The 20,288-nt window shown below is 65.5% G+C and carries 18 protein-coding genes and 1 tRNA gene; 8 read left to right on the top strand and 11 right to left on the bottom strand.

Annotated features, from left to right (window positions below; translation table 11 throughout):
* Nucleotides 1-33: 33 nt before the first annotated feature.
* The 6 genes from AC5RVS_RS04350 to AC5RVS_RS04325 all read right to left on the bottom strand — a co-directional run bounded on the left by AC5RVS_RS04350 (nucleotide 34) and on the right by AC5RVS_RS04325 (nucleotide 6,198).
* On the bottom strand, nucleotides 34-516 hold the full coding sequence (locus AC5RVS_RS04350) for a serine hydrolase domain-containing protein (protein WP_494107251.1): 483 nt from the start codon (nucleotides 514-516) through the stop codon (nucleotides 34-36).
* A gap of 20 nt (nucleotides 517-536) precedes the next feature.
* Nucleotides 537-1,049, bottom strand: coding sequence for a ribonuclease E activity regulator RraA (gene rraA / locus AC5RVS_RS04345; RefSeq protein ID WP_494107250.1), 513 nt, complete (start codon nucleotides 1,047-1,049; stop codon nucleotides 537-539).
* A 130-nt stretch (nucleotides 1,050-1,179) separates the two neighbouring features.
* Nucleotides 1,180-2,721, bottom strand: coding sequence for a dihydrolipoamide acetyltransferase family protein (locus tag AC5RVS_RS04340; protein ID WP_494107249.1), 1,542 nt, complete (start codon nucleotides 2,719-2,721; stop codon nucleotides 1,180-1,182).
* Between the two features lie 13 nt (nucleotides 2,722-2,734).
* The gene (locus AC5RVS_RS04335; RefSeq protein WP_493989883.1) at nucleotides 2,735-3,709 is read right to left on the bottom strand and encodes an alpha-ketoacid dehydrogenase subunit beta; all 975 of its coding nucleotides are present in this window, start codon (nucleotides 3,707-3,709) and stop codon (nucleotides 2,735-2,737) included.
* Nucleotides 3,709-4,893, bottom strand: coding sequence for a pyruvate dehydrogenase (acetyl-transferring) E1 component subunit alpha (gene pdhA, locus AC5RVS_RS04330; RefSeq protein WP_494107248.1), 1,185 nt, complete (start codon nucleotides 4,891-4,893; stop codon nucleotides 3,709-3,711). Before pdhA ends, AC5RVS_RS04335 begins: the two co-directional genes overlap by 1 nt.
* A 150-nt stretch (nucleotides 4,894-5,043) precedes the next feature.
* Nucleotides 5,044-6,198, bottom strand: coding sequence for a histidinol-phosphate transaminase (locus AC5RVS_RS04325; RefSeq protein ID WP_494107247.1), 1,155 nt, complete (start codon nucleotides 6,196-6,198; stop codon nucleotides 5,044-5,046).
* Nucleotides 6,199-6,270: 72 nt separating this feature from the next.
* Here AC5RVS_RS04325 and AC5RVS_RS04320 point away from each other — a divergent pair, with 72 nt between their 5' ends.
* The gene (locus tag AC5RVS_RS04320) at nucleotides 6,271-6,672 is read left to right on the top strand and encodes a phage holin family protein (protein WP_494107246.1); all 402 of its coding nucleotides are present in this window, start codon (nucleotides 6,271-6,273) and stop codon (nucleotides 6,670-6,672) included.
* Between the two features lie 13 nt (nucleotides 6,673-6,685).
* Here AC5RVS_RS04320 and AC5RVS_RS04315 read toward each other — a convergent pair whose 3' ends face one another.
* On the bottom strand, nucleotides 6,686-8,158 hold the full coding sequence (locus tag AC5RVS_RS04315; RefSeq protein ID WP_494107245.1) for an alpha/beta hydrolase family protein: 1,473 nt from the start codon (nucleotides 8,156-8,158) through the stop codon (nucleotides 6,686-6,688).
* A 37-nt stretch (nucleotides 8,159-8,195) separates the two neighbouring features.
* On the bottom strand, nucleotides 8,196-8,510 hold the full coding sequence (locus tag AC5RVS_RS04310) for a hypothetical protein (protein ID WP_494107244.1): 315 nt from the start codon (nucleotides 8,508-8,510) through the stop codon (nucleotides 8,196-8,198).
* 155 nt (nucleotides 8,511-8,665) lie between these two features.
* Here AC5RVS_RS04310 and purB point away from each other — a divergent pair, with 155 nt between their 5' ends.
* A complete protein-coding gene (purB, locus tag AC5RVS_RS04305) occupies nucleotides 8,666-10,078 on the top strand; it encodes an adenylosuccinate lyase (RefSeq protein WP_494107243.1) in 1,413 nt (470 codons plus the stop codon).
* A 161-nt stretch (nucleotides 10,079-10,239) separates the two neighbouring features.
* Nucleotides 10,240-10,313, top strand: a tRNA-Met gene (locus AC5RVS_RS04300).
* Nucleotides 10,314-10,552: 239 nt separating this feature from the next.
* Here the strand turns inward: AC5RVS_RS04300 and AC5RVS_RS04295 are convergent.
* Nucleotides 10,553-11,083 carry a hypothetical protein gene (locus tag AC5RVS_RS04295; RefSeq protein WP_494107242.1) on the bottom strand — a complete coding sequence of 177 codons (531 nt, stop codon included), beginning with the start codon at nucleotides 11,081-11,083 and terminating at the stop codon, nucleotides 10,553-10,555.
* 259 nt (nucleotides 11,084-11,342) lie between these two features.
* Between AC5RVS_RS04295 and AC5RVS_RS04290 the strand changes: the two genes are divergently transcribed.
* A complete protein-coding gene (locus tag AC5RVS_RS04290) occupies nucleotides 11,343-11,999 on the top strand; it encodes a 4a-hydroxytetrahydrobiopterin dehydratase (protein WP_494107241.1) in 657 nt (218 codons plus the stop codon).
* 527 nt (nucleotides 12,000-12,526) lie between these two features.
* Here AC5RVS_RS04290 and AC5RVS_RS04285 read toward each other — a convergent pair.
* Nucleotides 12,527-13,225 carry a maleylpyruvate isomerase family mycothiol-dependent enzyme gene (locus AC5RVS_RS04285; protein WP_494107240.1) on the bottom strand — a complete coding sequence of 233 codons (699 nt, stop codon included), beginning with the start codon at nucleotides 13,223-13,225 and terminating at the stop codon, nucleotides 12,527-12,529.
* Between the two features lie 317 nt (nucleotides 13,226-13,542).
* Between AC5RVS_RS04285 and AC5RVS_RS04280 the strand changes: the two genes are divergently transcribed.
* From AC5RVS_RS04280 to catC, 4 genes are all read left to right on the top strand, one after another.
* Nucleotides 13,543-14,928 (top strand): MFS transporter, encoded by a 1,386-nt coding sequence (locus AC5RVS_RS04280; RefSeq protein ID WP_494107239.1) that lies wholly within the window; start codon nucleotides 13,543-13,545, stop codon nucleotides 14,926-14,928.
* A 129-nt stretch (nucleotides 14,929-15,057) separates the two neighbouring features.
* On the top strand, nucleotides 15,058-16,002 hold the full coding sequence (locus AC5RVS_RS04275) for a LysR substrate-binding domain-containing protein (protein WP_494107238.1): 945 nt from the start codon (nucleotides 15,058-15,060) through the stop codon (nucleotides 16,000-16,002).
* Nucleotides 15,999-17,102, top strand: coding sequence for a mandelate racemase/muconate lactonizing enzyme family protein (locus AC5RVS_RS04270; RefSeq protein ID WP_494107237.1), 1,104 nt, complete (start codon nucleotides 15,999-16,001; stop codon nucleotides 17,100-17,102). Before AC5RVS_RS04275 ends, AC5RVS_RS04270 begins: the two co-directional genes overlap by 4 nt.
* 23 nt (nucleotides 17,103-17,125) lie before the next feature.
* The gene (catC, locus tag AC5RVS_RS04265; RefSeq protein WP_494107236.1) at nucleotides 17,126-17,404 is read left to right on the top strand and encodes a muconolactone Delta-isomerase; all 279 of its coding nucleotides are present in this window, start codon (nucleotides 17,126-17,128) and stop codon (nucleotides 17,402-17,404) included.
* Here catC and AC5RVS_RS04260 read toward each other — a convergent pair.
* Complete coding sequence (locus AC5RVS_RS04260) at nucleotides 17,397-20,273, bottom strand: AAA family ATPase (protein ID WP_494107235.1); 2,877 nt, start codon at nucleotides 20,271-20,273, stop codon at nucleotides 17,397-17,399. The two genes, catC and AC5RVS_RS04260, sit on opposite strands and share 8 nt — an antisense overlap.
* Between the last annotated feature and the right edge of the window lie 15 nt (nucleotides 20,274-20,288).

The raw sequence follows: 20,288 nt of genomic DNA, 5'->3' as shown, positions 1-20,288 counted from the left end.
GTCTTTCACAGCCGGTACGCGGCCGACGGTCCGTCAGGGAACGAGGTCGTTGATCTTGCGCAGCGGGTCAGACGCCGTCCTCGGCAGGAAATCCACGGTCTCCGTGACCGAATAGTTGGGCCTGTCATGCCAGAGCGCCTCGTACGATTCGCCGGCTTCCTCATCGGCGTCGTCGGCGATGCCGGAGGTGTGGGTCAGCAAGTGCCTCAGGGTGACCCCGGCGGGGATCTGCGTGTCGGCCAAATCCACGTAGTCGTGGATCCTGGCGTCCAAAGTTAACGTCCCGGCATCGACCTGCTGCAGTACGGCGACTGCGGTAAAAAGCTTTGTCACGGAGGCGACGTCGAACCGGGTGGCCGTGGTGACCGGCACGTTCCATCGCCGCGTGGCCACCCCGTAGGCTTCGTCGAGCAGGACCCGCCCGCCCTGCCGGACATGGATGGCGCCGGAGAAGTTCCCGGCGGCCGCAGACTCCAATATCCCGGCGGCAGCGGCGGCGTCGAAGGATGCAGTCATTCACCGACTGTAGCGCGCGGTCAGGCGCCTACCAGGATGCCGTCCAGGTCGGCGTAAACCGCGGCGCCCGGCCGAAACAGCACGCCACCGATGTCGACGGCAACGCCCGTTTCCCCGCTGCCGTCCTTGGCACTCTTGCGCGGGTTGCTGCCGAGCGCCTTGACGCCGAGCGGCAGCTGCGCGAGGGCGGCCCGGTCCCGGACGGCACCGTTAATGATCACCCCGGACCAGCCGTTGGCCACGGCAGCCGCGGCGATCATGTCCCCCATCAGCGCCGTCTCCAGCGAACCGCCGCCGTCGACCACCAGCACGGCACCGTGGCCCGGGGAGTTGAGGACGGATTTCACCAGCCCGTTGTCCTGGTAGCACCTCACGGTGCGGACCGGTCCGCTGAACGCCGTACGGCCGCCGAAGTTGCCGAACTGGAGCGACAGCGACGCCAGTTCGTCGCCGTGCCGGTCGTACAGGTCCGCCGTCGAAATCACTGTAGGTTCTGCGCCGTGCGTCGCTGCGTTGCCCGCTGTCTCGATCACCTGATGGTGCTCCTCCTCGCCACACCGCGATCATAGCCAACCGCGGCCCGGCGGGCATTCGCGCGCGGCGCACCGACCCTTCAGCATGCGGCGGCGCACGATGAACCCAGCATGCGGCGCCGCCGCACCGTTAATCCAGCAGCAGCGCCGGTTCTTCCATGATCGCCGCGACGTCTGCCATGAACCTGGCGGAAAGGTCGCCGTCCACCACGCGGTGGTCGAACGATCCGCCCAGCGTGGTGATCCAGCGCGGAATGACTTCGCCGGAGACCACCCACGGCTTCTGCCGAATGGTGCCGAACGCGACGATTGCGACTTCGCCCGGGTTGATGATCGGGGTGCCGATATCGATGCCCAGCGCGCCGATGTTGGTGATGGAGAGGGTGCCGTTCTGCATGTCGGCCGGCTTGGTTTTGCCGGCTCGGGCAGTGGTGGCCAGGTCGTTGAGGGCGACCGCGAGCTCTTTGAGCGAGAGGTCCTGGGCGTCCTTGATGTTCGGGACCAGCAGGCCGCGCGGGGTGGCGGCGGCAATGCCCAGGTTCATGAAGTGCTTGACGTGGATCTCGTCGCCGGACTCCGTCTCCACCCAGCTGGCGTTGACGTTCGGGTTGCGCGCGGCAGCCCAGATGACGGCCTTGGCCAGGATGAGCAGCGGCGACACCCTGACGCCTTCAAAGTCGCGGGACTTCTTCAGCCGCTGGACGAACTCCATGGTCCGCGAAGCATCCACATCCACGAAGATGCTCACGTGCGGGGCGCTGAAGGCAGACTCGACCATGGCCTTGGCGGTCGCCTTGCGCACGCCCCTGACCGGGACCCGCTCGATCCGGTTGTCCAGCCCCTTGCGCGGCGTCCAGAACGTCGGCGCAGCTGCCTGCTCGGCCTCGCGCTGAGCCTGGTAGCTGAGCAGATCCTGCTTGGTGACCTCACCGCCCTTGCCGGTGGGGGTGATGTCCGCCAGGTTGATGCCCAGGTCCTTGGCGGCCTTCCGCACCGGCGGCTTGGCGAGCACCCGGGTCAGCAGCCGGGTGACGGCTGCCTGGACGGCTTCACCGCGGGCCTGCCCGGCACCGGCCGCCGGAGCCGCCCCGGGAACCGCAGAGCCTTCGCCCGCGGGGACCGGCGGCACGTGCTGGGCCTGGCCGTGCGGCTCGGGCAGGTGGATCTCCGCGGCGGGCGCGGCCCCGCCGGCGGACGCAACCCCGGAGCGGCGCACCGCCGTCGTCGTTGTGGGAGAGGAAGCCGAGGCGCTGCCGCGCCGCGGGCGCCGCCGGACCGGATCCGCCTTGGGGCCGGAACCGACCAGCGGCCCGCCCTCGGCGGTGGCCTCGGGCACCGGCTGCTCCGGAACGGGAGCCGCGGCGCGGGGTCGGGTGGTCTGCTCCGGTGCGGCAGGCTGCTCCGGGGCGGCGGGACGCGGGGCAGTGCCTTCGGCGGCGACGGCGAAGATCGGGGTGCCGACCTCTACGGTCTGCCCCTCCGGCACCAGCAGCTCCGAAACCACGCCCGCGTAGGGGCTGGGCAGCTCGACCAGCGACTTGGCCGTCTCGATCTCCACGATGACGTCGTTGACCGCCACGGTGTCCCCCGGCTTGACCTTCCAGGACACGATTTCGGCTTCGACCAGTCCCTCGCCGACATCCGGGAGGTTGAAAATCTGCGTGTTCGACATGGAAACTCCGATATCAGTAGGCGAGCGAACGGTCGAGTGCCTCGAGCAGGCGGTCGATGTCCGGCAGGTACTGTTCCTCCACCTTCGCCACCGGGTAGGGCATGTGGAAGCCGCCGACGCGAAGCACCGGCGCCTCCAGGCTCAGGAAGGCGCGTTCGCCGACGCGCGCGGCGATTTCCCCGCCGATGCCGCCAAAGGTCGGGGCTTCATGCGTGACGATCAGCCGTCCGGTCTTCTCCGCCGACGCCGTGATGGTGTCGAAGTCGATCGGCGAGATGGAGCGCAGGTCGATGACCTCCACGCTGTTGCCGTCCTCTTCCGCCGCCTTCGCCGCGGCCAGGGCGACCGGTACCAGCGGGCCGTAGGCGACGATCGTCGCATCGGTGCCTTCGCGGACCACCTGGGCGCTGAAGGCGTCGCGGCCGGCGGATTCGGTGTCCACCTCGCCCTTGAGCCAGTAGCGGCGCTTGGGTTCGAAGATGATGACCGGATCCGGGCTGGCGACGGCCTGCTGGGTCATCCAGTAGGCGTCGTGCGGGTTCGAGGGGGTGATGATGCGCAGGCCGGGCGTGTGCGCGAAGAGGGCCTCCGGGGACTCCGAATGGTGCTCGATGGATCCGATGCCGCCGCCGTAGGGGATGCGGACGACGACGGGGGCCGACAGGAGTCCGGAGCTGCGGGTCCGGATCTTGGCCAACTGGGTGGTGATCTGGTTGAACGCCGGGAAGACGAACCCGTCGAACTGGATCTCGCAGATCGGCCGGTAGCCGCGGAAGCACAGCCCGATGGCGGTGCCGAGGATGCCGGATTCGGCCAGCGGGGTGTCGACCACGCGGTCGGCGCCGAACTCGGCCAGCAGTCCTTCGGTGACCCGGTACACCCCGCCGAGCTTGCCGATGTCCTCGCCCATGATCAGCGTCTTCGGATCATTGGCCAGGGCCTCGCGCAGCCCGCTGGTGATGGCCTTCGCGATCGTCATGGTGGTCATCAGCGGGCCTCCCCGGCGGCGTTGTCTTCGGTGGCGGAATCGGCGAAACCGGCCTGGTACTGCCGGTGCCACTCCAACTCCTCGCGGACCAACGGGTGCGGATCGGCATAGACGTTGGCGAAGTGGTCCTCAAAGTCCGGGGCCTCCATGGCCAGGACGTCGGCGCGGGTGGTCGCCGCGAGCTTGTCGGCATCTGCCGACACCTCGTTGAAAAATTCGTCGCCGGCCGTGTTGCTGCTGCGCAGGTACCGTTCGAGCCGCAACATCGGATCGCGCTCCCGCCAGCCCTCTTCCTCGGCAGCCTCGCGGTATTTGGTCGGGTCGTCGGCGGTGGTGTGGGCGCTCATCCGGTACGTGAATGCCTCGATCAGTACGGGTCCCTTGCCCGAGCGGGCGTGCTCCATAGCCCACCGGGTGACGGCATGGACGGCGACGACGTCATTGCCGTCCACGCGGATACCCGGGAAGCCGTAGCCGGTGGCACGGTTGGAGAGCGGAACGCGGGACTGGACTTCCGTGGGAACGGAGATGGCCCAGTGGTTGTTCTGGCAGAAGAACACCACCGGTGACTGGTTGGAGGCGGCGAACACCATCGATTCGTGCACGTCGCCTTCGGAGCTGGCGCCGTCGCCGAAGTACGCGAGGGCCACGGCGTCGTCGCCGTCGCGCTGGATGCCCATGGCGTAGCCCACCGCGTGCAGTACCTGGGCGGCCAGCACCAGCGTGTAGAGATGGAAGTTGGCCTCCTGCGGGTTCCAGCCGCCCTGGCTGACACCCCGGAACAGCTTGAGCACGTGGGACAGGTCCAGCCCGCGGGTCAGGGCGACGCCGTGCTCCCGGTAGGTCGGAAACACGTAGTCCTGCGGTTGCATGGCGCGCCCTGAGCCGATCTGCGCCGCCTCCTGGCCGAGCAGGGGAGGCCAGAGCAGCAACTGCCCCTGCCGCTGCAACGCGGTGGCTTCCTGGTCGAACCGGCGGATCAGCGCCATGTCGCGGTACATCCCGCGGAGCGCTTCGCCGTCGAGGTGGGACGCGTAGGGGCTGAACTTGGCGTCCTCGCGGATGGTCCCGTCCGGGGCCATCAGCTGCACCAGCGGGGGCGCGTCCGCAGGGTCGCTGGCCACCAGCGACTGCTCCAGTTCTTCGATGTCGAATTCCGAGGCGGGCAGGTGCTCAGCGCCCATACGAACTCCTCGCCGATCCGCTGCCCTGCGGCAGAGATCTTCGCTGTTCATATATGCCGGGCCGGGAATACATTCCTGACCCGGCATATATCTGTCGTTTGTCTCGTCCTAGCCTAATGGCAGGTGCGGCGCGGGCCGGTGATATTACCGTTAGGAAACGCCCGGACCGTTTGTATAGTTCTCACAGAGCGCCAGGAAGCGGCTGTTGGCTTCGACTTCGCCGATGCTGACCCGCACGCCCTCGCCTGCGAAGGCCCGCACGGACAGTGCCTGCCGACCGGCCAGCTCTGCGAACTCCTGCGCCCGATCACCCAGCGGCAGCCAGACGAAGTTTCCCTGCGTCTCCGGGATCTTCCAGCCGAGCATGTTCAGTCCGGCGACCACGCGGTCCCGTTCGTCGACGAGGCTTTGTACCCTTTCTACAACTTCGTCGTAGTGGCGCAGCGAAGTGATGGCCGCATGCTCGGCCAGGCTCGACACCGCGAACGGGGTGGCCGCTACGCGCAGATGCCGGGTGATCTCCGGCTGCGAAATGGAATAGCCCACCCGCAGGCCGGCCAGTCCGTGCGCCTTGGAGAAGGTCCGGAGCACCACCACGTTGGGGTACTTCTTGTACATGGCCACGCCGTCAACCACCTCGGGATCGCGGACGAATTCCGTGTAGGCCTCGTCGATCACCACGATGATGTCGTCCCGCACGCTGCGGACGAAGCCTTCCAGGTCCGCCGCGGTCAGCGCCGGTCCGGTGGGGTTGTTCGGCGTGCACAGCAGGATGACCTTGGTCCGGTCGGTCACGGCCTCCAGCATGGCTTCCAGATCATGCGACCCGTCGGACCGGTTTGGGATCTGCACGCTGCGGGCACCGGAGAGTCCGACCATGATCGGGTAGGCCTCGAAGGACCGCCACGCGTAAATCACTTCGTCCTCGGTGCCGTCCTCGTGCTGTCCGGCAAACGTCTGCAGGATCTGCACCAGGGCGCCCAGGCTTCCGGCGCCGGTGACCACGTCGTCGGCGGGGACATCCAGGAACCGGCCGAGTTCGGTCCGCAGCGCCGTGCACAACGGATCGGGGTAGCGCATGATGTCCGCCGTCTGCGCGTTCACGGCTTCCAGCACGGCGGGCAACGGAGGCAGCGGGTTTTCGTTGGAGGACAATTTGTAGGACTGCAGTCCTTGGATTGCAGCCGGCGGTTTGCCGGCAGCATATTTGGGCAGCCTGTCGAGCACCGGCCGGGGGTGGATCCGGACCGACGCACCTGCTGCCGGAACCGCAGCTTCCTTGATGGGGTTCTCAGGAGGAGTCATGCCTTAAAGGATACGTGCGCCGGTGGCGGGGTTTTCCGCGCCACGGCGGGCCGGATGTGGCAGCATACACGCATGGGAAAGTTCATTGTGCGGGTCGCCGTTAACGCGCTGGCGCTCTGGGTGGCAAGCTGGATCCTGCCCGGCCTGGCCATCGAGGCCTCCGCTGCGGCCGACGTCGCAGGCAACGAGTCCTTTGGCACGGTGCTGGCGTACCTTTTCGTCGGCCTGATCTTCGGTTTGGTCAACGCCATTGTCCGGCCAATCATTTCCCTCCTCTCGCTGCCCGTCACCATCCTGACGCTGGGCCTGTTCACCGTCGTGATCAACGCGCTGATGCTCGTGCTGACGGCCTGGCTGTCAAGCTTCACGCCGGTCGAGTTCATCGTCGATTCCTTCTTCTGGACGGCGATCCTCGGCTCGCTGATCATCAGCTTGGTCTCGCTGGTGGTGGGCACGCTGACCCGCACCCGCTGATTCCCGGCAGCACTTACCCGTGCCCGCCCCGACCCGCCGCCGGAGGTGCCTTCCGGTGGCCCGGGGCGCCCGGGCGGGACGGCTTTGAGCCGTTCGGCTGCGAGCGGCGCAGGGTGAACAGATGCTGCCTGGCGGTGCCGCCGGCGAGCGCTGCGCCAAGGAATGCTGTTGCGTCGCGCACCGACGGATCCGAACTCGCGTCGATGTTTCCGGCCGCCAGCACATAGTTCCCGAGATCATGCCCGGGTCCCAGCCCGGCGCCCTCTCCTTCAGGGGTGGCCACAGGGTCGGTCAGGGTCACGGTGACCTGTTCGCGACGGTCCGGATTCGGCCTGGCGTCGGCGCCCGGCACCCAGTCCTGGGCGTGCTCCAGGTGAACGCTCCGGACGCCCGGGCCGGCGTTGATGCCGGCCACCGGCGAGCCGGCAGTGAGGACGAAGCCCACGTTGTGGTCGGCCAGGAAGGCCGGATCTGCGGCAAGGTTCATGGCGTGGATGCCGCCTTGGCTATACCCGACCAGCACCACCAAATCCTCCGCGCCGGCGCCGGCTCTCTCGAGGGCCTGCGACACGGCGGTCGAGACGAACGGGCTCCCGCCGGCGACCGCTTCGGCGATACCGGTCTCATCGAACGGGTTGGCTGTTGCCTCGGCCGAGCCTGCGGCCTGGGTGCCCGGCAAGGCGACCACCCACCGCTTCCGGCCGCCGGGGGCGGACACTTCGAGCACCTCTACCGTGCCCTCGCCGGCGCGGTCCGCGATAGCTGTCCGGTGGAGCAGCCCTGCCAAGGATGCCGGTGCGGGATCGATGTCTACGGCCGCTGCGGCCGCGCGTTCAACCTCGATGTCGCTGGCCCGGAGCAGTCCGGCCTGCCGCGCCGTGGAGACCAGCAGCGGGGCCACGTGTTCCGTGGCGGGGTTGATCCACGGGCCGCCCTGCCGGCCATCCCGCAGCAGCATCCCCGCTGCCGGGCCTCCCAGCGCTCCTACCAGGGCTGCCGGGAACTGGCCGAGCAGCCGTTCGCCTCCTGCCCGGGTCGGACGGCCCTCGTTGGCGGCCAGGCCGAGGGGAACCGTCATCCACCAGGTGGCCGAGTCGATTGCCTGCAGCCCGGCGGAGACGGCCTGCTCGGTGGCCAGGTAGGTTCCGTGTGCCAACCGCACCTTTCCGGCCAAAGCCCCGGCGCTGTCCGCAAGGGCCGCCAACGATCCCGCAGCGGTTGAGACGGCCGCTTCGGCCGCCAGTCTCTCCGGCAGCAATGTCCAGCGCGGATCGGCCAGCAGCATTTGCACAGACAGGAGTTGGCGCCACAGGTCGCCGATAGAAGAGGCAGCCGACTCCAGTCGGATTGCCGCAGACGTCAACTCCTGCCACTCAAACGCGACGCCGCAGATGCCGCCGGCAACCCGATAGCCGGCGTACCGGCGGTGCCCGGTGCCGCCTTCCCACCACCGGGCTCCTTCGGGCAGCCAGTCGGCGTCAGCCACCGGGCATCACCAGCACAGTGCGTCCTGGTCCCGGCAGTCACGGCCGGGGGCCGCACAAAGCGGCGGCCGCCGTTTGTGCCGCGCCGGCAGCTGCTTCTGCCGCACTGACCGCGGCTGCCGCGAGCCTCAGCAGTTCTGCCGTCTCCGCCATCCCGGTGCTGTACTCGTACAGCCGCGCCCTGAAGGCCCTGCCGGCCGGCGAGACCCATGCAGCAGCTGCGCCGGCCAGATCCGCCCGTACGGCCAGCAGTTCCTGCTCACAGGAAAGCAGCCGGCCCGGGGCCAGCCCCCATTCCGGGTCCGGCGGACCGCCTAACCCGGCCTCCGCCGTCGCCGTTAGCCAAAACATCACCGTGGCCTCCTTTGCTCCTCGACTTCCGACGCTAGGTCCGGCGTCGCCACTGGTGCCCGACGCAGGACGGCCATGTGCACGAGGGAGGACGCAGCGCCGCTGTGCAGGCGAAGTCACGCAGGAAGCGGCGGCAGTGGACATGGAAGAATGGGGCCATGGCTGAAACTTCCCGTGTTCCCTTGGCAGAAGTCACCCCCGCTATCGCACTCGGTCCGTTGGACGGGCGGTACCACCAGGCGGTTGCGCCCCTGGTCGATTACCTCTCCGAAGCCGCGCTGAACCGCGACCGCGTGCATGTTGAGGTGGAGTGGCTGATCCACCTGGCCGGCCAGTCCGTCCTGCCGGGGGCGGGACCGCTGACCGAGGAGCAGCAGTCGGCGCTGCGCAAGATCGTCACCGACTTCGACGGTAATGCCGTGCGCGAACTGGCCGAGATCGAGGCCGTCACCGTCCACGATGTGAAGGCCGTGGAGTACTTCATTGGCCGCCGGCTTAGCCAGATGGGCATCGAGAACCTCACCGCCATGGTGCATTTCGGCTGCACGTCGGAGGACATCAACAACCTCTCCTACGCCGTGGGCGTCAAGGGAGCCGTGGAACAGGTGTGGCTGCCGGCCGCCCGCGCCCTGGTCGAGCAGTTCTCGGCCATGGCCCGGGAACATCGTGACGTGCCGATGCTCTCCCGCACCCACGGACAGCCTGCCACCCCCACCACGCTCGGCAAGGAGTTGGCGGTCATTGCCCATCGCCTCACCCGCCAGCTGGACCGGATCGCGCGTACCGAGTACCTGGGCAAGATCAACGGGGCCACCGGCACGTACGCTGCGCACTACGCTTCGGTTCCGTCGGCGGACTGGCAGGCCGTTTCGAAGACCTTCGTGGAGAGCCTGGGCCTGACCTGGAATCCGCTGACCACGCAGATCGAGTCGCACGACTGGCAGGCCGAGCTCTACTCCGACATGGCCCGGTTCAACCGGATCCTGCACAACGCCTGCACGGACATCTGGAGCTACATCTCCATCGGTTACTTCGCGCAGATTCCCGTCGAGGGAGCCACCGGCTCGTCCACCATGCCGCACAAGGTCAACCCGATCCGCTTCGAAAACGCCGAAGCCAACCTTGAGATCTCCAACGGCCTGCTGGACACGCTGGCGGCCACGCTGGTCACCTCCCGCTGGCAGCGCGACCTCACCGACTCGTCCTCGCAGCGGAACATCGGCGTCGCCTTCGGGCACTCGCTGCTGGCCATCTCCAACGTTGCCAAGGGCCTGGACCGGCTCAGCGTGCCCGCCGAGGTGCTGGCCGCGGACCTGGACCAGAACTGGGAAGTCCTCGGCGAGGCCATTCAGATGGTCATGCGCGCCGAAGCCATCGCCGGGGTTGAAGGCATGGAGAACCCCTACGAGCGGTTGAAGGAGCTCACCCGCGGCCACCGGGTTGACGCCGAGCGCATGAAGGAGTTTGTCTCCGGCCTCGGCCTGTCCCCGGATGCCGAGAACCGCCTGCTCGCGCTGACCCCGGCCAATTACAACGGCATCGCCGGCAAGCTGGTGGACCACCTGCACTGACCCTCCGCTGGTTCTGCCAACGACGGCGGCCGGTCGCCTTCCGCGGGGAAGGAGACCGGCCGCCGTCGGGGCTCAGGAGCACGGCCGATCCCCCGGGTCTAGTGATCCGTCTCACCAAATTCGTCGTTTGTTCACCGGGGGGTCTAGAGTCGTTACTACGCCGCGGGGTGGAGCAGTTCGGTAGCTCGCCGGGCTCATAACCCGGAGGTCGTAGGTTCAAATCCTACCCCCGCAACGAATAAAGGCCCTCTGACTAGGAATTATCCCGGTCAGGGGGGTCTTTCTTTTTGGTTGGATACTATACGCCTCCGGTCTAGACTCCGGTCAGGTTTGAGTGACCCAGCAAGGCGCTGTATCAAAATGCTCGGCGACCTTGTGTATGAGGAGATGCAGCAATAAGAATCAGGCTCGGTTCCTAATGACGACGATCAGGTCTAGGAACAGGGCTGAGGGTGCGTGGGTGGCCGCCATGACCTACCACTCCGGTAGTTTTGTCTTCCAAGGGTGCCCCTCGGGCAGTCCTACCCTCGGGTCGACGGCGAGTTCGCGGTACTGCCTCGGGAGCATCACAGGGATACTGTCCGTCGGCGTGCCGAGCATATCCCAGCGGTCCTCATAGGACAGGACTGTCTCAAACCGGACACGAGCCTGACCAAGCGGCGTATTGCGCGTCCCGGGACGCGCACTCGGGTCAGTAAGCCAGTTCATGTGCCCGATCCAGGCCGCGGCTGCCACATGATCCCTCGGGACGATGAAGGTCCGGGGCGCCGCGGTCGGGACGTCCTGATCGAGCATGACCAGTGCGTACCACTCGTGCTGGGAGAGCGATGGCTGCTGCGAGTTCACACCGAGTGGCCATCGCTCACCGGCGGCCTTTGATCTGATCGACTTGACCTGCATCTCGATGGTCTGCCGCTCGGGCCCTTCTGTCTGGACTGCGAGGACGTCGGTCCGCTCCAGCCCGTCGCGTGTGAGCGCTGCCGCCCAACCGTGCCGCGAGAGCACCGAGCAGACCCAATGCTCTCCCGCGCTCTTGGCTCAACAGTGCATACGTGCGGGTCGCCCGGCGATGGTCCGGACACCTGTCTTGGACCGAGTAGGTGAATCACCATAACTACAGGCGCCCGATATCGTTGCATACAGCAAGCCTCTGACCGAGCTGAATACCGCAACCCGGGCAAGTCGGAGAGGTCGGATTCCCTCGGCATTCCAGATACTTGGGGAGGCCCCAACCCATAGCTCGAAACCCAGAGAGGAGAAAGTTATGCCAGCAAGAGAGGTTTTGAACCAGGAGCAAATCCAAGCAAATCTGACCCAGTTGCCGGAATGGCGCTACGGTTTGGGTGCTTTGCGGACCGCAATTAGATGTGAATCATCCGCAGCTGCCTTGGACTTGCTTTCCACCATCGGCGAGCTGGCACAGGAATCCGATCACCACCCTGATGTGGACTGGCGGTACGACACATTGTTCATCACGCTCACTTCGCACGATGCCGGAGACAGGGTGACGGCGCGTGACGTGACGCTGGCCCGCTCGATATCGAGGCACGCCCAAGCCACTGGCGTCACGCCCCTCCCGGAACTCCTGCGCACAGTGGAGATAGCCATCGACACCGATGCCCCGGAAGCCATTTCGGAAGTCTGGCGAACTGCACTGGGCTACAAGATGCAGCAAGACGGAAGCCTCACCGATCCCTACGGCAGGGGTCCGGCCATCTGGTTTCAGGAGTCCCAGAGCCCCAGCGTGAATCGTTTTCACCTGGACGTCACTGTCCCCTTTAGCGAAAGCGCCCCGACTCTGGATGCTTTGGTAAGCGTTGGTGCAACACTCGATGATGAACATGCGCCCATGTGGGTGGTGGCCACTGATGCCCAAGGCAACCGGCTATGCATCAGTACTGAGGCCGGACGCGGCGACTAGAGGGGGTAAACCCACCCTGCTTCGGCCAGGGGCCGCAGCCTGACCCGGCCACCCCGGCAGCTGCCCGCGCCGCCGTCGATCGCCCGGCTGCTGAGAATCGGGGCAGGACCAGGCTGTCACCCGAAAACAAAGCCGTGCAGAGATTGCAACGAAGTGGCGTGAGGCAACTAGCTTCCATGACGTCGGATATCAGCGTTTGGACAGGGGCCTCGAAAGGGGCGCAGCGATTTGCCGCCTGAAGGGGTCCCCTGCCCGTGATGGAGGAAAACGGAGCGCCCTGACACCCAGGCATCACTGCCGTCCGCCTCCTTACGCACGGCTGACAGGAGCTGGCGCCGGACGTCGATGCCCTACCTAATGGATGTGAAAGACGACCTGGATCACCTGATTCACGTCCGGAACTTACGCGACAATCCTGGGCGGCCACACTTTGGAGAGGCCCGGAAGTCGGGCTTAACCCGGCGGTTCTACCACTATGTAGCCTGCCGAGCAAAAGGTAATCCCCGCCGCGCTCAGGCTCAGCCTGCTCACCAGGACGGCAGTACCGGCACCGGTCCGTCCGCCTGAATGTGTTCGGGGTTTCGGCGAGCCAGCCACTGGAGTAGTCCCTCGCGGTCCGATACAACGCGAAGGCCGCCGTCACCGATCACCCATTCGTCGCGCTCTTCGGTCACCAGCGTCATCCCCGGCGCACCCTCAGCGCGCAACGAACGCACCACAGCTTCGAGGGCATTCAACAGCGAGTCTGGGTCAGCCTCCTCGAGTGTCCACGCAGTATCCAAGTCGTGGTGATGCACTACCACCTCGGCGATTCGAAGCGCCACGATGGACGTGGCAGGGATTACCGTGCCGTTCACCTGCACTTCAAGGGCAGCTAGCTCCCCGCCCAGATGCTGGGCCTGCTCCGCGAAGTTTCGAACGGACTCTCGCAGCTCCCAGATGAGCTCATCCCTCGGCAGGGCGGCCAGAGCGGAGATAGCGGCGGAGCGGTCCTCGCTTGAGGCGTACATCTGGCGTTCCTCACCGGATATGGCCCAATCAATGAGCTTCACCAGGGCCCGGCCGTTGGATGCGACGTGCGCGACGACATCGGCCCGGGTCCACCCCTCGCACAGCGAGGAAACAGTCATCTCCTCGTCAGAAAAGGACGCGACCGTAGCCAGGAACATGTCGGTTTCCCTGCCCAGACGCGACAGGTCGGAGTGCAGGCGTGCGGGATTGATCATCCCGCCAGCCTAGCCGTGGGCTCGTATCCAAAGCCACCGACCTGTTGCGCTGTTCCATATCAAGATCGTATGGATTGATTCGGCCGGTGTGTGCACCCCCGCCCAGCCCAGCGCAAGCCGCCAATACATAAGAATTTGCAACCTAGAACACCTTTCTAAGACCGCTGGAGGTATAAATACCCCCCGGGCGGAAGTCCGGGCATTTACCTCATATGTCCTGGGTCACACCTCTGTCAGGCTGAAGATGCCCGGAGGGGGCTGTCGGTTGAACCTGCGCCGGCGCCTCCGCACTTGACCCAGAGAGGACTTGGGGACCAATGACGCAACCGCATGCCGTTATCGCCGAAAATCCACGAAAAGAGGCACGCACCGCAAATTGGGTAGCCTTCATCATCTGCACAGCCCTGTTGTTCGACGGGTACGACCTGGTCATTTACGGCACGGTACTGCCGGGGCTGCTCGCTGACTCCAGTCAGATCGGATCGTTTGATGCAGCCACAGCGGGTGTCCTCGGGTCCTGGGCCCTCATTGGAGTACTTGTAGGCTCACTGATCTGCGGTGCCATTGGCGACTTCTTTGGCCGGCGCCGGTTGATGCTGTTGGGCATCGCCTGGTTCTCACTTGGCATGTTCATCACAGCACTGACCACGAGCGTGCCTGCTTTCGGCGCCATGCGCTTTGTGACCGGGCTCGGCCTCGGCGTGGTCATCGCCACCGCCGGTGCCACCATGGCTGAGTTCGCACCTGCAGGAAGGCGGCAGTTTTACAACGCAATTGTGTATTCCGGAATCCCGGCAGGCGGAGTCTTCGCATCCATCATGGGCATACTGCTCCACAACAGCATCGGCTGGCGCGGACTGTTCATGATTGGCGCCCTACCGCTCGTTATCCTCCTACCCATTGCTTGGTTTAAGCTCCCTGAATCGCCGCGCTGGCTGCTGGCCCGGGGCCGCGAACAGGAAGCCCTCGCCGCCTCGCAGCGCACCGGCGTCCCCCTCCTCGAAGAGCGGGTGATCCTGGAAGTTGGTGCCGCACCCCAGAAGTCCGGCTTTGCGGCGGTCTTCTCCCGGCAGTTCATCGTGGCTTCCATCCTGCTGGGCCTGATGTCATTCTGCGGCCTCCTGCTGACCTACGGGCTCAACACGTGGCTGCCTAAAATCATGGAGGGCTACGGCTATGGGCGGACCTACGCCCTGTTCTTCCCGCTTGCGCTGAACCTCGGTGCAGTGGTGGGCGGACTGCTCGCTTCTCGCCTGGCGGACAAGAGCCACCCCCAGCGAATCATTGCCGCTACATTCGGACTTGCTACCATCTCGCTGGCACTGATGACATTCAACTTTCCGTTGCCGATGCTTTTTGCCTTCATCGCTGTTGCAGGCGTTGGAACTTTGGGCACCCAGGTGCTCGTGTACGGATTCCAGTCCAACTACTTCACCACAAATGCCCGGGCGGCCGGCGTCGCATGGTGCGCCAGCGTGGGCCGGCTCGGCGGAGTGCTGGGTCCGATCATCGGTGGCTGGTTGGTCGCTGCGGGCATCGGCGGGTCCACCGCCTTCTATCTCTATGGTGCGGTGGCTCTCATCGGCGCCGTCGTTACGGTCCTGGTCCCCCACCAGCGCCGGCTGGAGGAAGCTGAGCACAAAGTAGAGGAGATCGCCGGAGGCCGGCGGGAGCCAAGCCTGACTTCGAACCCGCGCAAGTAGCTGGCGCTGGCCACCTAGCCCGATTGAGCTTTCAAAATGTACTAGTAAGGCTTTTTATGGCTATTCTATGAATCAATCTTCGTTCAGGGCAGCGGGCAGGAACGGTCAACGCAGAAGGGTGGCACTACGGTGGAAATCCGGCAGCTCAGCTACTTCATTGCGGTTGCCGAGGAGCGGCATTTCGGCCGGGCGGCCAAGCGCCTGCACATGGCACAGCCACCCCTTTCGCAGCAAATCCGCCAGCTGGAAGATCAGCTCGGAGTGCGGCTTTTCAACCGCACCACGCGCAGGGTGGACCTCACGGCAGCGGGACAGCTCCTGCTTGACCGCGGACGACAGATCGTCAATGACGTTGAGACGCTGACGGCGGACGTCTACCAGGTAGGCAAGGGTGCCACCGGCGTCCTCCGGGTGGGCTTCTCGGGGTCAGCAACCTACGGTGTCATGCCTCAGATTGCCCGCCTTGCCAATGAGGTCCTCCCAGGCTTGTCCCTTGCCCTCAACGGCGAAATGCTCACGCCTTCTATGGAGGCAGGCTTGCGCGACGGAACGCTGGACGCGGCGTTGCTGCGACCCCCGGTTGCTTCCCAGGAGATCGACTACCGCGTCGTAGCCCAGGATTCGCTCGTCGTTGCCCTGCCTTCGTTCAGCGCCCTGGCAGAAGACAAGACCGTGGCGATGCATGAACTGCAGGACCAGGATTTCATCTCCTATGCGCCAGAGTCCGTGCTCTTCCGCATTACGTCAGACCTGTGCCGCCAGGCAGGCTTCCAGCCACGGATCACCCAAGTTGTAGGCGAGACCTCCACGATGCTGGCATTCGTGGCTGCCGGGGGCGGTGTAGCGATCATGCCGTCCAGGGTGCGGGCGTTCCAGCTCGATGGGGTTACTTACCGGGAGATCGAAAACGCCCCGCCCGTGGAGCTCGCTGTCGCTTGGATGCGCGGGCACCGCTCAGCACTGTTAAACAACTTTCTGGACGTCGTGGTGGCCGCTACTGCGGGACCGTCGACGGCCGCTGCATTGCCCGACCCGGTGTCGTTTCCCACTGATGAAAGGCTTTCCTCTTCATGAAGATCGCAGCCATTGATGCGATTCCATACTCGATCCCCTATCGCCATCCGCTGCATTTCGCGTCCGGTTCCGTTCATGACGCAGACCATGTCCTCGTCAGGCTTCGCACGGACGACGGGGTGGTGGGGACCGCCGACACGCCACCGCGGCCCTACACCTACGGTGAGACGCAGAAGTCCATCGTTGCGGTGGTGCAGGATGTTTTCGCCCCGCAGCTGATCGGCGTCGACATCTTTGACCGGGAGAAAATCCAGGAGATCCTTTACCGGACGATACACAACCAGACGGCCAAGGGCGCGGTAGACATCGCGCTGTGGGACGTTATTGGCAAGACCCTCGGGCAGCCGGTGACGAAACTGCTGGGCGGATACACCGACTCATTGCGGGTTTCCCACATGCTCGGTTTCAAGCCTGCACAGGAATTGCTGGCGCTGGCCCTGCAGTTCCGAGAGATGCACGGGATCAACACGTTCAAGCTTAAGACCGGCCGACGTCCGCTTCACCTCGATATCGAGGCCGCACGGGTTTTGCGCGAAGGCCTTGGTGAGGACGCGGAGCTGTACATGGACGCCAACCGCGGCTGGTCAGCCAACGAGGCGGCCGAGGTACTGCGCCGCACGGCGAACCTGGGTTTTCAGTTCCTTGAGGAACCGGACGACGCCCGCGAAGTCCTGGGCCGGCGCCGCCTCGTGACGAACTCCCCCATACCCATAGCCGCTGATGAATCTGCCCCCAACCTCGGCGAGGCCGCCCGGGAAATCCTTACCGGCGGGGCAAACCTGCTGGCGGTAAAGACGGCCCGTTCGGGTTTTACTGAAGCCGCCAAAATTGTTGGGATGGCCGAGGGCATGGGCGTCGACGTCTACATTGGCAATCAAATTGATACCCAGGTCGGTACGGTCGCCTCGGTGGTCTTCGGCGCCGCATTCGCGCATACGGCCAAACGGGCCGCGGAGCTGTCAAACTACCTGGACATTGAAGATGACCTGCTGGCCGAGCCCTTGACCATTACTGGCGGGCGCATCCATGTCCCCGAGGGCCCCGGGGTGGGTACCGCCATTGACGAGGACAAGCTTGCGCTTTACCGCACCGATCGATAGCCCCCTTCCACAGAGAGGAACCCGTGAAGTACCTGGTCCACATGGACGTAACACTGCCCGCCGACCTGCCTGCCCCTGAAGCCGCCGAGATTAAGGCCAAGGAAAAGGCGTACTCCCAGCAACTGCAGCACTCGGGCAAATGGCCGGAAATCTGGCGCGTGGTGGGCGAATATGCCAACTACTCCATCTTCGACGTCGATTCCAACGACGAACTCCATGAGATCCTGCAGAACCTGCCCCTGTTTCCCTACATGGACATTTCGGTAGTGCCGCTCGCCAAGCACCCCTCAGACGTCAAGTAGGCACCCGAGTAGGCATCACCGCAGGCCGGGTTTCCGGGTCAGTCCTTGTCCGGAACCCGGCGGCGAGTTCGCTGCGGGAACGGATGCCCATTTTCCGGTAGAGCCGCGTCAGGTGGTACTGCACCGTCTTCTCCGCGAGGAACAGGGCACGGGCTGCCTCCTTATTGGTGGCCCCGGCCGCTACCAGTTCAGCCACCGCGTGCTCTTGGGCAGTGAGCTGGACGTGGTGATCGCTGACGGCACTGAGCACGGGGTCGGCCGGGTCGGGCAGGTTCCCGACGTCCAGACCGGTCGCCTTGAGCTCCCGGTCGCAGCGTTCCACATAGGTTGCCGCCCCAAGGGAGTCGTAAAGATCCCGGGCCGCACGCAGCACGGAGGAGGCCAGGCGCCGTTTGCCGGCCCGGCGCATGCTCTGCCCGAAGGCAAAACTTATCCGCGCCCGCAGATACGGCCGGTTCAGCCCGCGGATGTGTCTCAGGGCCGCCTCAAAGTGTTCCCTGGCCGCGTCGGGGTCCCCCTGTGCGGCCAGCAGCCGCCCCCTCGCCCACTCCATCCTTGCCAGGTCAGAGGGAACTTCCCGCTCGCGCTGCACGCCCTCGAAAGCCGTAAGGAAGGATTCTGCGGCGTCGAGCTGGTCAGTCATGACGAGGGCGTTGACGTACGTATCCTGCCACGGCCAGAAAGACACGCGGTTCTCCGTCCACGGGTCCAGCTCCGTTAGCGGCTGCAGAACGGCCAAAGCGCTTTCATAATCCGCCCTCGCCTCGTGGAAGCGGGCCCGGGCCAGGCTTGCCGGAACCTGCATGGCGCGGTACGTCCCCGGCTGAACCGCCGCCTGCGAGACGTAGTATCGCGCCCGGTCCCAGTCGCCCCGCATGGACCAGAGCTCAGCGGCGGTCCAGTAGAGCAGGGGTCGTATCAGCGGCATCCGCGATGTTTCAAGGCGCACGCTTGCGCGCGCTACTGTGGCGGCGGCCGCATCCCAGTTCCCTAGCACGAGGTGCGTGCGGGCCAGCCATGCCTCAGCCCACAGGGAAATCCGCAGCGATCCGCCGCGGTACTCGGTGGGGGCGGCGGACTCGAAATTCACCAGTGCCGACTCAACATTGTCGAGGCGCAACGCCAACCAGCCTGCCCCCATTTGAACCCGCTGCTTCTGGGCGTTCTCGGCAGCATGTGCAAAAGCCCGCTGGTAGGAGGCCTCCGCCTCTCCGATCCGACCCCGGGCATACAGGCCCAGGCCGTAGATGGCTTCTGACTCTATGTGGGCAGGGGTTCCCGGCTGCGTGAGCGCCATGGCGCGCTCGGCCCAGCCGGTGATCAGCGGGCCATCCCAGGACGCTACCCCGTGGAGGACGAGACGTTGTGCCACCTGCGCCGCGGCGGCGGGTTCACGTTGAGGGTTGCTGGTGCGCCAGGCCATTTCCAGCTGGGTCTGTGCACTGTCATTTTGGCCAGACACCGTGGACAGGTATCCCAGCACGGAGGAGCGGAGCGGCGAGGATGGCAAAGCATCCACGGCGGCGGCCCACATCTGCGCCTGGGCGACATTGCCGGAGCCAACGAGGGCATCCACAGCCCTGAGGAGCCGGTCGTTGCGGGAACGGATATCCAGTGAGAGCCGGGATGCGGAGAACAGCGCCGTTGAGACGTCCTGCCAAGCCCCCACCGTGGCTTGGCGGCGCGCGAAGTCCTCCAGCTCCACGGCCATGGACTCATCTGCGACGGGGGTCGCCGAGACCCGGTGGCCCAACCGTTCGCCCTCTAGTTCGACGGCTTCGGCAGCCAGCTGATGAAGCGCAATACGCCGGCTGGGAACAATTTGTTCGTAAATTGCTTCTGCCGAGCCGGGTTGAACGAATACTATGGCGGAACGCGCCTGGTCAACGGACAGCTCCAGCAGCCCGGCGCGGTGGCCCTCGTCGAGGACTTCCATGACGGGCGCAACCCCGCTGACCTGGGATACCTCGGCCAGGCCGGCGCTTCGCCCGAGCACGGACGCGGCCTCCGCGACGGATACGAGCCCGGGGGACGCCGCATTCAGGATGCTGCGCACCCTGGCTCGCACCCGGGACGTCGGCGGCAGGGATGGAAACCACGACAGCCAGGTTTCTGCCGGCAGCTCGCGCAGCAGTTCCACGATTGGTTCCGGCAGGCCTTTGGTGTGCTGGACCAGACCGTGGGCTGCCGTCACGCTGAGGTCTATACCGAGCAAGCGCCGGGCGACTTCCTGGACCTGCTGCGGGGAAAGCGGCTCCAAAGGGATGCGCACCACTTGGTGGCCGGTGAGGAAATCGAGCACGCCAGCGGGGATGCGCTGAGCGTCGGCAGGGTTGAGTGTCAGCAGGAACAGGATTCGTTTGCCGTGCAGCCGTCGCATGACGAAGGTGAGGATGCGCAGGCTCTCCACATCCAGTTTGTGGACGTCATCGACGGCGACAACCACGCTCCCGTGGGACTGCAGCCCTTCGAGGTGTGTGCTGAGAGTCAAGGCGTAGTTGACCATTTGGCCGGTGGTGAGAGCTGCGACGGGCGCCGCAGGCAAGGCCGGGCCGCTGTCGTAACCCTTCGCCGAACGCAGCGGCGAAGTGAGCATGAGCTGGGAGTAACCGGCGAGGGCAAACTGTGCCTCCCATTCATCCCCCATAACGGACAGCACCCGGATTCCACGCGCCACAGTATGGCAGTGTTCCACGAAGGAATTCAGCACGGCGGTCTTTCCGGACCCTGATGGGCCTGTGAGCACCACTGTGCCGACGTTGCCTTTGCGCACTGCGCGGAGGATTTCGAGGAGTTCCTCGAAGACCCGGGCCCGACCCACCAGCGGCGAGTCCTCCGTTATTTCGCCTTGGATGGACCCGGCAGTCATGCCGGCAAGTCTACC

The organism is Arthrobacter sp. Y3221048 (assembly GCF_059092685.1).
Note: the sequence above shows the minus strand (reverse complement) of the source record. Positions and strands in the feature narration are given on the sequence as shown.

Excerpts from the sequence above, each read along its gene's own strand:
- AC5RVS_RS04325 (WP_494107247.1), bottom strand. The coding sequence starts at position 6,198 with ATGACTCCTCCTGAGAACCCCATCAAGGAAGCTGCGGTTCCGGCAGCA.
- pdhA (WP_494107248.1), bottom strand. The coding sequence starts at position 4,893 with ATGGGCGCTGAGCACCTGCCCGCCTCGGAATTCGACATCGAAGAACTG.
- AC5RVS_RS04280 (WP_494107239.1), top strand. The coding sequence starts at position 13,543 with ATGACGCAACCGCATGCCGTTATCGCCGAAAATCCACGAAAAGAGGCA.
- purB (WP_494107243.1), top strand. The coding sequence starts at position 8,666 with ATGGCTGAAACTTCCCGTGTTCCCTTGGCAGAAGTCACCCCCGCTATC.
- AC5RVS_RS04335 (WP_493989883.1), bottom strand. The coding sequence starts at position 3,709 with ATGACCACCATGACGATCGCGAAGGCCATCACCAGCGGGCTGCGCGAG.
- AC5RVS_RS04340 (WP_494107249.1), bottom strand. The coding sequence starts at position 2,721 with ATGTCGAACACGCAGATTTTCAACCTCCCGGATGTCGGCGAGGGACTG.
- AC5RVS_RS04260 (WP_494107235.1), bottom strand. The coding sequence starts at position 20,273 with ATGACTGCCGGGTCCATCCAAGGCGAAATAACGGAGGACTCGCCGCTG.
- AC5RVS_RS04290 (WP_494107241.1), top strand. The coding sequence starts at position 11,343 with ATGCCAGCAAGAGAGGTTTTGAACCAGGAGCAAATCCAAGCAAATCTG.
- AC5RVS_RS04320 (WP_494107246.1), top strand. The coding sequence starts at position 6,271 with ATGGGAAAGTTCATTGTGCGGGTCGCCGTTAACGCGCTGGCGCTCTGG.
- AC5RVS_RS04270 (WP_494107237.1), top strand. The coding sequence starts at position 15,999 with ATGAAGATCGCAGCCATTGATGCGATTCCATACTCGATCCCCTATCGC.
- AC5RVS_RS04350 (WP_494107251.1), bottom strand. The coding sequence starts at position 516 with ATGACTGCATCCTTCGACGCCGCCGCTGCCGCCGGGATATTGGAGTCT.
- AC5RVS_RS04285 (WP_494107240.1), bottom strand. The coding sequence starts at position 13,225 with ATGATCAATCCCGCACGCCTGCACTCCGACCTGTCGCGTCTGGGCAGG.